Origin of the sequence: Streptomyces sp. MST-110588, assembly GCF_022695595.1 — a bacterium.
Taxonomy (GTDB): Bacteria; Actinomycetota; Actinomycetes; order Streptomycetales; family Streptomycetaceae; genus Streptomyces.
In genome coordinates, this window is record NZ_CP074380.1 from 1,127,912 (window position 1) to 1,142,710 (window position 14,799).

Genomic DNA, 14,799 nt, shown 5'->3' on the forward strand with positions numbered 1-14,799 from the left:
TCTCTTGCTCTCCTCCTTCGCATTGTCTGCCTGTGGGGGGTGTGCCGCCTGTTTTCCGCCGGTTTCCGCCCGTGGCGGCGCGCCGATTTCGCCTGTGGCGGTGGTGGCGCTTGTGGGCGGCGGCTCGCCGGTGGGTGGTTGCTGTGTGTGGCGCGATGCCTGCGGCGCGACCTTGTCGGTCATGTGTGGGGTTGTTTGGTCTTTCGCCCGGTGCGGTCGGTGGGTGGGGTGGGGCGCGGTCGCACCGGGGCCACTCCTCGGGCCGTGTGCGTGTCGGGTACGCCGTGAAAGGAAGCGTGCGTCTTGCACACGGCCCTGCGGGGAGTCCCCGATACGCCCACGCCCGGCCGTCCCCGAGCCGCCGGCCGTGACCACTAACGGTTCTAAGACCCGGCCGGTACGGCCGCTGTTGCGTGCCCCCTCCGGGGCACGACCTCCCCATACGCCCGCCCTGCGCTTTTTGCCACCAGGAGCCGCCTTCGGGGCACCAACCCGCACGCAGGGCCACCTACCAACCCTCCCCCAAGGGGTGGGCGCGCTACGGACGGGAGGGGCGGGCCGGAGGGGGCGTGTATCAAAGCGTAAAGCGAAGCAGCTTTGATACACGCCCCCTCCGGCCCGACCCCGCCACCCACCACCCAGCAAGCGCAAAGCGCCCACCCCACCAAACCCTCCCGCCGAAGGCGAACCGCACCCCGCACGGGGGAAGGGGGGAACACGGCCGCCGGGTAACCCCACGGCGCACGGTCACCCCGAATCGGCGCGCCGTCACGGACGGAAAAGGGCCAGGTCGAGGCCCCGCACAAGCCTGGCGCGCAGGGTCTCGTCGGCGGCCAGGGACTGGGCCAGGCGCTGGAGGACCTCGGGGGCGGAGGCCCCGGGGGTCAGGGCCAGGGCCAGGGTGCCGTCGGCATCGGCGGAGGGCTCCAGGCGGGCGGTCCGTACGCCCGGTTCGCCGGCCACGATCGAGCGCAGGGCCTCGGTGACGAGCGGGTCGGCGAGCGGGTCGCTGTCGGTGCGTCCCTCGGCGAGCGCCCGCAGCGCGGGGCCGGTGAGCTGGTAGGTCACCGGCCCCGCCATGTCGATGACGACCGTGTCGGCCTTCTCGTGGGAGGCGGCGAGCAGTGCCTGCCGCAGGGGTACGGCCACCGGGCGGGCGTCCGGGCGCCAGCGGTGCAGGGTGTCCATGGAGGTGAAGGCGGGCAGGGCCCGGCGGCCGTCCGGGGCCTGGAGCGTGGGTACGGCCATGTCGCTGGTCTTCTCCCGCCGTAGCCCGTCCGGGCCGGTCTCCACCTCGCCGAGCACGGCCACGACGGGGACGAGCAGCCGGGCGTCGGCCAGGGCTGCCAGCAGTCGGGGTTCGGTGGAGCGGTCCTGGGCGTACGCGGCCAGGGCTGCCGCGAGTTCGGGGTCGGCGGAGCCGTCGTCGTCGGAGAATCCGGGGTCCGGAATGTTCTTGAGCGCCACACCCCGACCCTATCCGCCCCGCCTGAGCCGCTTTCGGGGGGCTCAGCGGGTGCGGGCGCCGCGCCACAGGAAGGTGGCGGTGGCCAGGAGGGCCAGACCGGCGGTGGCGGCGGTCCAAGGGAGCCAGCCCGTGCTGTCGGGGGTCTGGTCGGAGGCGGTGGGGCCGGGGCCGAAGTGGCGTTCGGGGTAGGTGGCGGGGGTCGGCTCGGCGGGGGCGGGTTTGAGGTCGCGGCCCGCTTCGATGGCCGCGGCCACATCGACCAGGCCGGCGCCGAGGTCGTCGTTGCGCCCGCCCTCGGGGGTGTCGCGTGCGGTGTCGGTGAGGAGCTGTTTGATCTGCGCGGGGCTCAGGTCCGGGTGGGCGGCGCGGACCAGGGCGACGGCGCCGGAGACGAAGGCGGCGGCGGCGCTGGTGCCCCAGCCCTCGTAGTACGTGCGGTCCGGGTTGGCGATGATGACGTCGACGCCGGGCGCGCAGACGGTGGCGTACCAGTGGCGGGTGGAGAAGTCGGCGCGGGAGCCGTAGCGGTCCACGGCGGTGGCGGCGATCACGCCCGGGTAGGCGGCGGGGTAGGAGACGTGGTCGCCCTCTTTGCCGCCGTTGCCGGCGGAGGCGACGACGGGGACGCCCTTGCCCAGGGCGTACTGGATGGCGGCGTCCTCGCGGGGGTCGGGGTGGGCGGAGGCGCTGTCGTCGCCGAGGGAGAGGTTGATGACGTCCGCGCCGTGGTCGGTGGCCCAGCGGATGCCGTCGGCGAGGGCGCCGGCGCGCTCGGTACGGGCCTTTTTGCGCTGTGGGTCGGAGTCTTCGAGGATCACCCGTACGGGGAGGATCCGGGCCTTGGGCGCGACGCCTATGACGCCGTCGGCGTGGTCGGCCCCGTGGCCGTGGCCTGCGATGATCCCGGACATGGCGGTGCCGTGCTGGGCCCATGTCCGCTCGCCGCGCTCGGCGCCGAAGCCGATCAGGTCGTTGCCGGGCAGCACCTGGCCCTTGAGGTCGGGGTGGCTCGCGTCGACCCCGGTGTCCAGGACGGCGACGGTGATGCCCTCGCCCTTGGTGGTGCGCCATGCCTGCTCGGTGTGCATCGCCGCCAGCGGCCACTCCCCGGCGCGTGTGCCGTCGGCCCGCGCGGGCGGGGCGGGCAGTACGGCCAGGGCGGCGGTGGAGAGCACGGCGGCGAGCGCGAGGGCGGTGCGGGAGCGGCGCGGAGCCACGGTGTGGGTCATCGCGGCGGCTCCGCGGGGGCCTTCGCGGTCTGCTTGCGGACGGTCTGTTCGACCCGGTAGGCGATGTCCTTCGCGTCGTGGCCCAGGCCCGACTCGGCGGCGGGCGTGCCCTGCGCCCTGGTCGCCTCCTCGGCGGACTGCGGGTCGGTGACCGTACGGCCGTCGGCGAAGCCGGAGACCGCGTACAGGACGACCGGCAGGTCCGTCGGGACGCGGATGCTCCAGCTCACACGCTGGGCGGGGCCGAAGTGCGCGGCGGGGGTTCCCTTGGCGGCGTACGGGCGGGGCATCAGGTCCGTACGCCTGGTCAGTTGCTCCTTCGTGAAGCGGGTGCGCAGTGCCTTCATGCCCGCCGGGTCGGCCTTGGTGATCAGCACGCCCGCGGTGATCACGCTGGTACGGGTCGCGTCGACGTACGTGGCGCGCAGCAGCCGGGCGCAGCCGACCGGGGAGAGCGCCTTGGACAGCAGCGGGTCGAACGCGCCGGAGCAGCCGCTGTCGGGGGCCACGGCGATCCGTGTCCAGGATCGGTCCGCGCCGCCGGGCCCTGCGGCCGGACCGCTCAGAGCGGGCGGGAAGAGCGCGTCGACCGGGGCGTTGTGCCACACCTCGCGGCCCCGGGCGAAGGTCACCTCGGCGGCGGGGCGGTCCTCGGGGTCCTCGGCGAGCCAGCTTCCGGCGAGCGCGCCGCCGAGGAGGCCGAGGCCCAGGACAAGGCAGGCCGCGGCGGCGGCGATCCGGCCGACGGGGCGGCGGGGGGTGGAGTGAGGTTCCTGCACGGGTGGTGCCGGGGTCTGTCCGTACGGGGCCGCGGGCAGCGGGGTTACGGCACCGGTGGCGCCGTCGCCGGACGGGGCGCCGGCACTCCAGGCGGCACCGCTGTTGGCCAGGTGGAACGCGGCCGTGTCACGGAAGGCGACCGGGCGGGTGGTGGGCTTCGCCGGGACGGGGGTGGTGGCAGGGGCGGTGGGCGGCGGCGCGGGGTTTTCGGGTGCGTTGGCTGCGGCCGGTCCCGGGGTGGCGGGTGTGTGGGCGGGGCGTGGCGGTACGGCCGGGGCCGGCGGCGGCACGGGCGGTGCGGCGGGGGCCGTCGCGTCGGCGGGCGGCTGCGGCGGCACGGCGGGGCGGTGGGCCGGGGGCGGCGGTACGGGCGGGAGGCGATGCGCGTCGGCGTAATCGGCTTCGGTGCTCACCCGCGCTCCCCCTCGCGACCTCGTGCTCGTCGTGCTTGCTGTGCTCGTTGTGCTCGATGCGGCCGGCCGCGCCCGGCAATCAGGGCAGGGCGGTTGGTATCCGGACATCACACCGCTGACCTGCTGGTCGCGGCGCCCGCCACTCTACGGGCTGCCGCCGCCGGCGCTCCAACCCCACCCGCCCGGCGGACCTGGCCGTCCCTCTACCCAGCGGTAGCGGCTTCTGGCAGGCTGCGCCCATGTCCGAGCACACCTTCGACCCGCAGGGCGACAAGGCCCGTTACGACCGGGCGACCGCTGATCTCGACGCTCCGCTGGCCGTCGTGGATCTGCGCGCCTTCGACGCCAACGCCGACGATCTGGTGCGGCGGGCGCGGGGCAAGCCCGTGCGGGTGGCGAGCAAGTCGGTGCGCTGCCGGGCCCTGTTGGAGCGGGTGCTGCGCCGGGAGGGCTTCGCCGGGGTGCTGAGCTACACCCTCGCCGAGTCGCTGTGGCTGGCCCGGTCGGGGTTCGCGGACGTACTGGTGGCGTACCCGTCGGCGGACCGGGCCGGTTTCGCGGAGCTGGCCGCCGATCCCGCGCTCGCCGCCGCGGTGACGGTGATGGTGGACGACGTCGCCCAGCTCGACCTGATCGACGCGGCGCGGGCGGGCGGACGCGAAGAGATCCGGGTGTGCCTGGAGTGGGACACGGCGCTGCGGCGGCTGGGCGGCCGGGTGCGCTTCGGTGCCCGCCGCTCCCCGGTGAGCGAGCCGGCGCAACTGGCCGAGCTGGCCCGGTCGGTGGTGCGCAGGCCGGGGTTCCGGCTGGTGGGGCTGATGGCGTACGAGAGCCATGTGGCGGGGGTGGGGGACGCGGTGGCGGGCCGCCCGGTCTTCTCCCGGGCCGTACGGGTCATGCAGGCCACGGCGCGCCGGGAACTGGTGGTGCGGCGGGCGCAGGCCGTACGGGCCGTGCGGGGCGTGGCGCCGGATCTGGAGTTCGTCAACGGCGGGGGTACGGGCAGTGTGCAGCACACGGTCGCTGAGAAGGCGGTGACGGAGGTCGCGGCGGGATCGGGGCTGTACGTACCCCGGCTGTTCGACAACTACCGGTCCTTCACGGGGCGTCCGGCGGCGCTGTTCGCGCTGCCGGTGGTGCGCAGGCCGGGCACCGGCGTGGTGACCGTCCTGGGCGGCGGCTATCCGGCCTCGGGCGCGGCGGGCCGGGACCGGCTGCCGGTGCCGCATCTGCCCGTGGGGCTGCGGCTGGATCCGCAGGAGGGGGCGGGCGAGGTGCAGACGCCGTTGCTGGGGCCGGCCGCGGACGAGCTGCTGGTCGGTGACAAGGTGTGGTTCCGGCACGCGAAGGCCGGGGAGCTGTGCGAGCGCTTCGAGGCGCTGCGGCTGATCGACGGGGACCGGGTGGTGGACACGGTGCCGACCTATCGCGGTGAGGGCCACACCTTCTTGTGATCCGCGGGGGCCGCGCCGTGTGAAGGGATTTCAGGGTCAGGCGCGGCCCGTCGTGAGGTCAGGCGTGGATGTGGTCCTTCTGGTCGGGTACGACCGTGCCGTCGGCCCGCCGGACCGGTCCGGGCGCGCCGTCGGTGTTGGTGTAGCCCTTGGTGGCGCAGGGGTAGGTGCCGGACCTGCGCGGCAGCGGTGCGATGAACATGGGGTTGACCACCCAGCGCCGGTCCGCGTCGTCATAGGCGCGGCACATCAGCTCGGCCTTGTTGCGGTTGATCACCAGGTGTGCCCCGGTCGCGTCACCGACGAACGTCACGTCGGTGTCCGCGTCGCCGCCGCCCAGCGCGATGCGGTGTGCCGGGTCCTGCAGCCGCCATGCCTCGGCGCCCTTGATCTTGAAGATCTCCTGGTTGATCAGGCAGCGCTTGCCGTCGATGTACGGCAGCACCTCGCCGTGCCCGTCCCGGACGTCACCGCAACCGCGGATGCCGGTGGTCAGCCTGCCGTTCCGTACCAGGCTGCGTACGCCGATGGTGTGGGCGCGGTCGATGCCCACGCCGCCCGACCAGGCTTCGGCGATCGTCTCCGCCGACGCGGAGACGACGTACACCCGGAAGCCGGCCGCCTTCAGCGTGCGGATCAGGTCTTTCTGCTGGTCGTAGTAGCGGATGTAGCCGGCGACCTTGTGGGTGCCGACGGTCTGCTCGGTGCCGATGGGCGCGGCCAGGTTCTCGGTGCGGGCCCGCTCGGCGTAGGAGGTCAGTTGCGCCGGGGTCAGGCCGGCGAAGAGCTGGGGGATCCAGGCGTACTCGGGCCTGGTGCGCCGGTGGTTCCACTCCCCGGCGAAGGCCGCGGCGCCGCTCATCGTGCGGGCGCTCTCGCGGATCTCCATGATCTCGTCGGCGCAGGCGGTGTTCTTCGAGGTGGGCAGCGGCCGGCCGACGGGGACGGCGGTGCCGCACGCCCGGGTCAGCGCGCGGTGGGCGGCCCGGGTCATCCAGGGGCTGGTGGCCTTCCAGCTCTTGGGCCGCAGGAGCTTGTCGTGCCGCAGGGCCCAGGCGAGGGTGGCGTCGGAGATGTCGTTCTTGACGACGGTGTTGTCCCAGTCGAAGGCGGCGACGGGACGGCCCTGGGGACCGGGCGTGGGGTGCGAGCACGTGCCGCGCTCGTCGATCATCCGCTGGAGCCGGGTGCGGTTCTCGCCGTACCACTTCAGGCTCCTGGAGAGCTGCGGACAGCTCGTACGCTGCGGGGACGCGGCGGCTTCCCGGGCCTTGGCGGGGGTGGCGGCCGTGGCGGGCACGGTGGCCGCGAGGGACGAGACGGCCGCGGCGACGGCGAGTCCCAGGGTGAGGGGGAGTCTGGTGCGCACAGTGTTTCTCCGGGGGACGACGGCAGGGAGAGGGCCGGGACCGGTACGCCGCCGTACCGGTTCCGGCGCGGATCTCGGACCTTACATACGGCCTACTGCGGGGTGACGTACGCCCCCGCGATGCCCCCGTCGACCAGGAATTCGGCGGCGTTGACGAAGGTGGAGTCGTCGCTGGCGAGGAAGGCGACCGCGGCGGCGATCTCCTCCGGCTCGGCGAAGCGGCCCACGGGGACGTGCACCAGGCGGCGGGCCGCCCGCTCCGGGTCCTTGGCGAACAGTTCCTTCAGCAGGGGGGTGTTGACCGGCCCCGGGCACAGCGCGTTGACCCGGATGCCCTCGCGGGCGAACTGCACGCCCAGTTCGCGGGACATCGCCAGCACCCCGCCCTTGGAGGCGGTGTAGCTGATCTGGGAGGTGGCGGCGCCCATCACGGCCACGAAGGACGCGGTGTTGATGATGGAGCCCTTGCCCTGGCGCCGCATGTAGGGCAGCGCGTGCTTGCAGCACAGGTAGACCGAGGTGAGGTTGACTTCCTGTACGCGCTTCCAGGCGTCCAGGCCCGTGGTGAGGATGGAGTCGTCCTCGGGCGGCGAGATGCCCGCGTTGTTGAAGGCGATGTCGACCGATCCGTAGGTGTCGTACGCGGTCTTGAACAGCGCCTCCACCTGGTCGGAGTCGGTCACGTCCGCCCGGACGAAGGTGCCGCCGACCTCGTCGGCCGCGGCCTTGCCCGCCGGCTCGTCGATGTCGGCGCAGACGACGTGCGCGCCCTCGGAGGCCAGCCGGCGGGCGGAGGCCAGGCCGATGCCGCTGCCGGCCCCGGTGATCACGGCGGTACGGCCGACGAGGCGGCGGCACACTGCGGTCTGGTCGGTCACTTGCTCTCCTCGGTGCTGGTCCCGGTGTTGTCGGAGGTGCTCTTTGAGGTGCTCTCGGTGCTGATGAAGACGTTCTTGGTCTCGGTGAAGGCGGTCAGGGCGTCCGGGCCCAGCTCCCGGCCCAGCCCGGACTGCTTGAACCCGCCGAACGGCGTCCAGTAGCGCACGCTGCTGTGGGAGTTGACGGAGAGGTTGCCGGCCGCGACGGCGCGCGAGACCCGTACCGCGCGGCCGATGTCGCGGGTCCACAGGGAGCCGGACAGTCCGTAGTCGGTGGCGTTGGCGATACGGACCGCCTCGGCCTCGTCCCGGAAGGGGATGGCGACGGCCACCGGCCCGAAGATCTCCTCGACGGCGGCCCGGTCGGCGGGGGCGCCTTCCAGGACGGTGGGCGGGTACCAGAAGCCCTTGCCCCGGGGTGCCTCGCCGCGGATGGCCGCCGGGGCGTCCTCGGGGACGTAGGACCGTACGCGTTCCCGCTGCGCGGCCGAGATCAGCGGGCCCATCCGGGTGGCGGGGTCGGCCGGGTCGCCGACGGTGAAGGACTTCACGGCGGGTTCGAGGAGTTCCATGAAGCGGTCGTAGACGGACGCCTGGACCAGGATGCGGCTGCGGGCGCAGCAGTCCTGGCCGGCGTTGTCCAGGAAGGAGCCGGGGGCGGTAGCGGCGGCGGCCTCCAGGTCGGCGTCGGCGAAGACGATGTTGGGGCTCTTGCCGCCGAGTTCGAGGGTCAGCCGCTTGGTCTGTGCGGCGCACCTGGCGGCGATCCGGCGGCCGACGGCGGTGGAGCCGGTGAAGACGACCTTGGCGACGCCGGGGTGGTCGACCAGGGCCTCGCCGGTGACCGCGCCCTCGCCGGGCAGGACCTGGAAGAGGTCCTCGGGGACGCCGGCCTCCAGCGCGTGCCGTGCCAGGCGCAGGGCGGTGAGCGGGGTGGTCTCGGCGGGTTTGAGGAGGACGGCGTTGCCGGCGGCCAGCGCGGGGGCGGTGCCCCAGGCGGCGATGGGCATGGGGAAGTTCCAGGGGGCGATGACGGCGACGACGCCCAGCGGCTCCTGGAAGGTGACGTTCAGGCCGCCGGCCACCGGGATCTGGGTCCCGGTCAGGCGCTCCACTCCCCCGGCGGCGTAGTCCAGCAGGTCACGGACGTTGCCGGCCTCCCACCGGGCGCTGTCCAGGGGGTGGCCGGCTTCCCTCAGCTCCAGGTCCGCCAGCGGTTCGGTGTTCTCCTCGACGACCTGGGCGAACCGGCGCAGGACACGGGCCCGGTCGCCGGGCGGCAGGGCGGCCCACTTCTCCTGCGCGCGGGCGGCCCGCCGGACGGCGGCGTCGACCTCGGCCGGGGTGGTGACGGGGACGGTGGCTACCAGTTCCTCGGTCGCCGGGTTGATGACGCTCAGTTCTCGCAACATGCAGCGGCTTTCCTCACCTGCGCTCGGCGGCTTGTCTTCCACGGGGTCGGCGGCTTGTCTTCCACGGAGTCGGCGGCTTCCCGCACGGGGGCGGCGACGGGCTTCACATGCGTTCGAAGGAGCGGAAGCGCTCCCAGTCCGTGACGGCGGCGTCGTACGCCTCCTGCTCGACGCGCGCCATGTTGAGGTAGTGGCCGACGACCTCGTCGCCGAACGCCTCGCGCGCCATGGGGCTCGCCTCCCACAGGGCGGCGGCCTCGCGCAGCGTGGTGGGGACATGGGCGGCGTCGCCGGTGTAGGCGTTGCCGGTGCACGGCTCGGGGAGTTCCAGTCGGTGGTCGATGCCGTACAGCCCGGCCGCGATCATGGCGGCGAGCGCGAGGTAGGGGTTCACATCGCCGCCGGGCAGCCGGTTCTCCAGGCGGTGGGAGGGGCCGTGGCCGATGACGCGCAGCGCGCAGGTGCGGTTGTCCGGGCCCCAGGCGACGGCGGTGGGGGCGAAGGAGCCGGGCCTGAAGCGCTTGTAGGAGTTGATGTTCGGGGCGTAGAAGAGCGTGAAGTCGCGCAGGGCCGCGAGCTGTCCGGCCAGGAAGTGCCGCATCGTGGCGGACATGCCGTACGGGCCGGACTCGTCCGCCAGCACGGGGCGGCCCGCCTCGTCGCGCAGCGAGAGGTGGATGTGGCAGGAGTTGCCCTCGCGCTCGTCGTACTTGGCCATGAAGGTGAGCGCCATGCCCTCCTGGGCGGCGATCTCCTTGGCGCCGGTCTTGTAGACGGAGTGCTGGTCGCAGGTGGTCAGCGCCTCGTCGTAGACGAACACGATCTCGTGCTGGCCGAGGTTGCACTCGCCCTTGGCGGATTCCACCGCCAGGCCGGCCACGCCCATCTCGTTGCGGATACGGCGCAGCAGCGGCTCGACGCGGCCCGTCCCCAGGACGGAGTAGTCGACGTTGTACTGGTTGACGGGGGTCAGGCCGCGGTAGCCGCGGGACCAGGCGTCCTCGTAGGTGTCCTTGAAGACCATGAACTCCAGCTCGGTACCGGCGTACGCGCTCCAGCCGCGCTCGGCGAGGCGGTCGAGCTGGCGGCGCAGGATCTGCCGGGGCGAGGCCAGGACCGGGGAGCCGTCGTGCCAGGCGAGGTCGGCGGTGATCAGGGCGGTGCCCGGGTTCCAGGGGGTACGGCGCAAGGTGGCGGGGTCGCCGTGCAGGGCGAAGTCGCCGTAACCGCGTTCCCAGGAGGACATGGCGTAGCCGTCGACGGTGTTGAGGTCCACGTCCACGGCGAGCAGGTAGTTGCAGCCCTCGCTGCCGCCTTCCAGGACGGTGTCCAGGAAGTAGCGGGCGGCGAACCGCTTGCCCTGGAGCCTGCCCTGCATGTCGGTGAAGGCCAGGACGACCGTGTCGATCTCGCCGGTGCCGACGAGCCGGGTCAGCTCCTCGACGGGGAGCGGGGGCGTGCGGTCTGCCACGGTGGTGCCTCCTGTCGCCGTGTCCGGAGGTCATAAGGTAGGGCCACGAACCATTGGTTGGGAAGGGGTGGCGATGGACGGTACGGCGGACCGGCTGGCGCCCGTGCTGCGTCCGGTACGGGCGGGGAACGGCTTCGAGGAGGCACTGGAGCAGATACTCCAGATCGTCCGTCTCGGCCTGGTTCCGCAGGGTGAACGACTGCCCGCCGAGCGGGAGTTGGCCGAGCGACTGCAGATCAGCCGGGTGACGCTGCGCGAGGTGCTCAAGGTCCTCCAGGACCAGGGCCTGGTGGAGAGCCGGCGCGGGCGGTACGGCGGGACGTTCGTACGCGTCCGTACGGAGTCCACCGGCGAGGCCGAACTGCGGCGCCGCATCGGCACGGTGGACATCGAGGACGTACTGCGCTTCCGCGAGGTGCTGGAGGTCGGGGCCGCCGGACTGTGTGCCGCGCACGGCCTGGACGACGCGGGGGCGACGCGACTGCGGGGCGCGCTGACCGCCACCCACGACGCGCCGCTTGCCGACTACCGCCGCCGCGACACGCTGCTGCACCTGACGCTCGCCGAGCTGTCCGGCTCTCCCTCGCTCGCCGCCCAGTACGCCGCCGTACGGGCGAGCGTCAACGACCTCCTGGACTGCATCCCGCTGCTGGTACGGAACCTGGAGCACTCCCAGGCGCAGCACACCGCGCTGGTCGAGGCGGTGCTGGAGGGGGACGCGGACGGGGCGCGGGAGGTGATGCGGGAGCACTGCTGCGGGACGGCGGCGCTGCTGCGGGGGTTCCTGACCGGGCCGGCGGGTCCGGGCGGCCCGGGTGGCACGAGCGGCACGGACGCGCCGGCTTCGTAACCGGCCGTTGCCGCAGGGGTCTTGCGCCCGGCCGCCCGGGAACGCAAAGGTATTCCGCTGAACCTTTACCCGACGTCCCCTCGGCGAGGCAGGAGCGGCTCATGGCCGACAGCACGGACGCGCACACCGCACCGCCCACCCGTCCCCCGGGCGGCGAGCGGTCCGCACCGGACACGTACCTGGAGAAGCGCTCCCTGCGGCGCGGCAGCGCGGGCCCCCTCCTGCTCACCGGCCTGGGCGTCGCCTACGTCGTCTCCGGCGACTTCTCCGGCTGGAACAACGGCCTGGCCCACGGCGGCTTCGGCGGCCTGGCCGTGGCCGCCGTCCTGATGGGCGTGATGTACACCTGCCTGGTCTTCGCGCTGGCGGAACTGGCGTCCGTACTGCCCACGGCGGGCGGCGGCTACGGCTTCGCGCGCCGCGCGCTGGGGACCTGGGGCGGCTTTCTGACCGGCACCGCCATCCTCATCGAGTACGTGCTCGCGCCCGCCGCCATCTCACTGTTCATCGGCGACTACGTCGAGTCCCTGGGCCTGTTCGGGCTGACCTCCGGCTGGCCGGTCCAGCTCGCCTGCTTCGTGATCTTCATCGGCATCCACCTGTGGGGCGTGGGCGAGGCGCTGCGCTTCAGCCTCGTGGTGACCGCCGTGGCGGTGGCCGCGCTCGTGGTCTTCGCCATCGCGGCCCTCACCGACTTCCACGTCGGCGCCCTTGACGACATCCCGGTGGACCGGGACGCCCTGGGAGCCAGTTCATGGCTGCCGTTCGGGGTGCTCGGCATATGGGCGGCCTTCCCGTTCGGCATGTGGTTCTTCCTCGGCGTGGAGGGCGTACCGCTGGCGGCCGAGGAGACCAGGAACCCGGCCCGTACGCTGCCCCGGGCGATGGCCGCCGCGATGGGCGTCCTGCTGCTGCTCGCGCTGGTCACCTTCCTCGCCGCGACCGGCGCCCGGGGCTCGGCCGCCATCCGGTCCGTGGGCGACCCGCTGGTCCAGGCGCTCCAGCCCGGCGGCCGGCCGACCACCGTGAGCCGGATCGTCAACTACGCCGGGCTGGCCGGGCTGGTGGCGTCCTTCTTCTCCCTGATCTTCGCCGGTTCGCGCCAGCTCTTCGCGCTGTCCCGGGCCGGCTATCTGCCCCGCTTCCTGTCCCTGACCAGCCGCCGCAAGGCCCCCTACCTCGGTCTGCTGGTGCCCGGGGCGATCGGCTTCACCCTCGCCGTGGCCAGCGGGGACGGCGCCCGCATGCTCAACGCCGCGGTCTTCGGCGCCACGATCTCCTACGCGCTCATGGCGCTCTCCCACATCGTGCTGCGCCGGCGCGAACCGGAGCTGCGGCGCCCGTACCGTACTCCCGGGGGCGTGCTGACGTCCTCCGTCGCCCTGGTCCTGGCCTGCGCGGCGCTGGTGGCGACGTTCCTGGTGGACGTGGCGGCGGCGGTCATCGCCCTGATCGTGTACGGGGTGGCGCTGGCCTACTTCGCCCTGTGGTCCCGGCACCGGCTGGTGGCCTCCGCGCCCGAGGAGGAGTTCGCGGCCCTGGCCGCCGCCGAGGCCGAGCTGGAACGCGGCTGACGTACCGGCTGACGTACGGAAGACGCACCGACCGGCGTACCGGCTGACGTACGGAAGTCATCACAGGCATCACAGACATCACACCGCATCACCCACTGCTCAGGAGATCCCGTTGCCCCCTCCCCCGCCCCGCCCCTCATCGGCATCAGCACCTACCTCGCCGAGGACGCCCGCTGGGGCGTCTGGGCGCAGCCCGCGGCCCTGCTGCCGGCCGCCTACCACCAGCTCGTCCAGCGCTCGGGCGGGCTGGCCGCACTGCTGCCGCCGGGCGACCCGGCGACCGCCGCGCGGACGGTGGCCCGGCTGGACGGCCTGGTCATCGCGGGCGGCCCGGACGTGGAGCCCGTACGGTACGGGGCCGACCCGCACCCCAGGACCGGCCCGCCCGACCGGGCCCGGGACGCCTGGGAGCTGGCGCTGATCGACGCGGCGCTGACCTCCGGCGTACCGTTGCTGGGCATCTGCCGGGGCCTGCAACTGCTCAACGTGGCGCTGGGCGGCACCCTGGTCCAGCACGTGGACGGGCACGCCGGCCCGCCGGGCGTCTTCGCCTCGCACACGGTCGAGCCGGTGCCCGGGACGCTGCTGGAGACGCTGCTGCCCGGGCCGGTGACCGTGCCCGCGTACCACCATCAGGCGGTCGACCGGCTCGGCGCGGGCCTGCGCCCCTCGGCGTACGCGGCGGACGGCACGGTCGAGGCCCTGGAGGCGGCCGGTCCGGGCCCGTCCGGGCGCGGGTTCGCGCTGGCCGTGCAGTGGCATCCGGAGGCCGGGGACGACGCACGGCTGACGGACGCTCTGATCGCCGCGGCACACGACTGGTCCGCGGCCGTGTGAGGTGGTCCACTGGTCTGCGACAGCGGCCCGTGCGCCGGGCCCACGGTCCCGCCCCGGTGAGGAGGCCCCGTTGAGGAGTCCGCGGTCCCCCAGGCGTCTGATGGAGATCGTCACCGGCATGTGGGGCGCCAAGGCGCTGGCCGAGGCGACCCGTCTGGACCTGTTCTCCCAGCTCTCGGCGGCACCCGGCTCGACGGCGACGGAGGTGGCCGCCCGCAACGGCCTGGCCGTACGTCCGGCCGAGCAACTGCTGACGGCCTGCGCCGGGCTCGGACTGCTGCGCCGCCAGGGCCCCGGGTACGCCAACACCCCCGAGGCGGAGACGTATCTGGTGCGGGGCCGCCCCGACTACTTCGGGGACGCGGTGCTCTCCTTGGACCACCGCTACGCGGGCTGGATGCGCCTGGGCGAGGCGCTGCGCTCCAACGCCCCGACCAACTTCGACGCCCAGGCATCGGAGTCGATGTTCGATCCCGAGGACACCGAGCTCCAGCAGCACTTCTGGAAGAGCATGTACGCGCTGTCCGCCACCAGCGCCCGTGCGCTGGCCGCCGCCTACGACTTCGGCCCGGTGCGCCGGCTGCTGGACGTCGGCGGTGGCGGAGCCGCGTACGACATCGAACTGTGCCGGGCCTACGAGGAGCTGCGGGCGACCGTTTTCGACCTCCCCTTCATCTGCGAGCTCAGCCGGGAGCCGGTGAGCCGGGCGGGGCTGACGGACCGGATCTCCTTCGCCCCCGGCGACTTCCTGCGGGAGGCGGCACTGCCCGCCGGGCACGACGCGGTCCTGCTCTCCCAGGTCCTGCACGACTGGGACGAGCGGACGAACCGGCTGATCCTGGCCAAGTGCTTCGCCGCCCTCCCCTCCGGCGGCCGGATCCTGATCAGCGAGCTGCTCGTGGACGACACCAAGGACGGGCCGCTGCTGCCCGCGCTGATGAGTCTGAACATGCTGGTGAGCACGTGGGGCGCAACTACACGGCGGCGGAGTACGGGGCGTGGCTGAAGGACGCCGGGTTCGTCGACGTGGGGACGGTGCGCTTCGAGGGGCCGGGGGCGGACGG

Annotated in this window: 12 protein-coding genes; 5 read left to right on the forward strand and 7 right to left on the reverse strand. The window is 73.5% G+C overall.

The window, feature by feature from the left end; translation table 11 throughout:
- Nucleotides 1–768 precede the first annotated feature (768 nt).
- Genes KGS77_RS05135 through KGS77_RS05145 form a run of 3 tightly spaced genes read right to left on the reverse strand, consistent with a single transcriptional unit; the run spans nucleotide 769 to nucleotide 3,890 of the window.
- Nucleotides 769–1,467, reverse strand: coding sequence for an SseB family protein (locus tag KGS77_RS05135; RefSeq protein WP_242578886.1), 699 nt, complete (start codon nucleotides 1,465–1,467; stop codon nucleotides 769–771).
- Nucleotides 1,468–1,509: 42 nt separating this feature from the next.
- Nucleotides 1,510–2,697: a type VII secretion-associated serine protease mycosin gene (gene mycP / locus KGS77_RS05140; protein ID WP_242578887.1), complete on the reverse strand. Its 1,188-nt coding sequence runs from the start codon at nucleotides 2,695–2,697 to the stop codon at nucleotides 1,510–1,512.
- Nucleotides 2,694–3,890 (reverse strand): hypothetical protein, encoded by a 1,197-nt coding sequence (locus KGS77_RS05145; RefSeq protein WP_242578893.1) that lies wholly within the window; start codon nucleotides 3,888–3,890, stop codon nucleotides 2,694–2,696. Before KGS77_RS05145 ends, mycP begins: the two co-directional genes overlap by 4 nt.
- Nucleotides 3,891–4,129: 239 nt before the next feature.
- On the opposite strand from KGS77_RS05145, the gene KGS77_RS05150 reads away from it, so the two are divergent.
- Nucleotides 4,130–5,344 (forward strand): amino acid deaminase/aldolase, encoded by a 1,215-nt coding sequence (locus KGS77_RS05150; RefSeq protein WP_242578895.1) that lies wholly within the window; start codon nucleotides 4,130–4,132, stop codon nucleotides 5,342–5,344.
- Nucleotides 5,345–5,402: 58 nt separating this feature from the next.
- Here the strand turns inward: KGS77_RS05150 and KGS77_RS05155 are convergent, their stop codons facing one another.
- From KGS77_RS05155 to KGS77_RS05170, 4 genes are all read right to left on the reverse strand, one after another.
- Nucleotides 5,403–6,713 (reverse strand): haloacid dehalogenase-like hydrolase, encoded by a 1,311-nt coding sequence (locus KGS77_RS05155; protein ID WP_242578897.1) that lies wholly within the window; start codon nucleotides 6,711–6,713, stop codon nucleotides 5,403–5,405.
- Between the two features lie 92 nt (nucleotides 6,714–6,805).
- On the reverse strand, nucleotides 6,806–7,591 hold the full coding sequence (locus tag KGS77_RS05160; protein ID WP_242578906.1) for a 3-oxoacyl-ACP reductase: 786 nt from the start codon (nucleotides 7,589–7,591) through the stop codon (nucleotides 6,806–6,808).
- Entirely contained in the window at nucleotides 7,588–9,003 is a 1,416-nt protein-coding gene (locus KGS77_RS05165; protein ID WP_242578908.1) for an aldehyde dehydrogenase family protein, read from the reverse strand. The genes KGS77_RS05160 and KGS77_RS05165 overlap by 4 nt, the downstream gene beginning before the upstream one ends.
- Before the next feature lie 103 nt (nucleotides 9,004–9,106).
- Nucleotides 9,107–10,474, reverse strand: coding sequence for a glutamine synthetase family protein (locus tag KGS77_RS05170; RefSeq protein ID WP_242578910.1), 1,368 nt, complete (start codon nucleotides 10,472–10,474; stop codon nucleotides 9,107–9,109).
- A gap of 73 nt (nucleotides 10,475–10,547) precedes the next feature.
- Between KGS77_RS05170 and KGS77_RS05175 the strand changes: the two genes are divergently transcribed.
- From KGS77_RS05175 to KGS77_RS05190, 4 genes are all read left to right on the forward strand, one after another.
- Nucleotides 10,548–11,324: an FCD domain-containing protein gene (locus KGS77_RS05175; protein WP_242578912.1), complete on the forward strand. Its 777-nt coding sequence runs from the start codon at nucleotides 10,548–10,550 to the stop codon at nucleotides 11,322–11,324.
- A 101-nt stretch (nucleotides 11,325–11,425) separates the two neighbouring features.
- Nucleotides 11,426–12,898 carry an ethanolamine permease gene (gene eat, locus KGS77_RS05180; RefSeq protein ID WP_242578913.1) on the forward strand — a complete coding sequence of 491 codons (1,473 nt, stop codon included), beginning with the start codon at nucleotides 11,426–11,428 and terminating at the stop codon, nucleotides 12,896–12,898.
- An 87-nt stretch (nucleotides 12,899–12,985) separates the two neighbouring features.
- The gene (locus KGS77_RS05185) at nucleotides 12,986–13,735 is read left to right on the forward strand and encodes a gamma-glutamyl-gamma-aminobutyrate hydrolase family protein (RefSeq protein ID WP_242587300.1); all 750 of its coding nucleotides are present in this window, start codon (nucleotides 12,986–12,988) and stop codon (nucleotides 13,733–13,735) included.
- A 70-nt stretch (nucleotides 13,736–13,805) separates the two neighbouring features.
- Nucleotides 13,806–14,741, forward strand: coding sequence for a methyltransferase (locus KGS77_RS05190; protein WP_242578915.1), 936 nt, complete (start codon nucleotides 13,806–13,808; stop codon nucleotides 14,739–14,741).
- The last annotated feature ends 58 nt before the right edge of the window (nucleotides 14,742–14,799 follow it).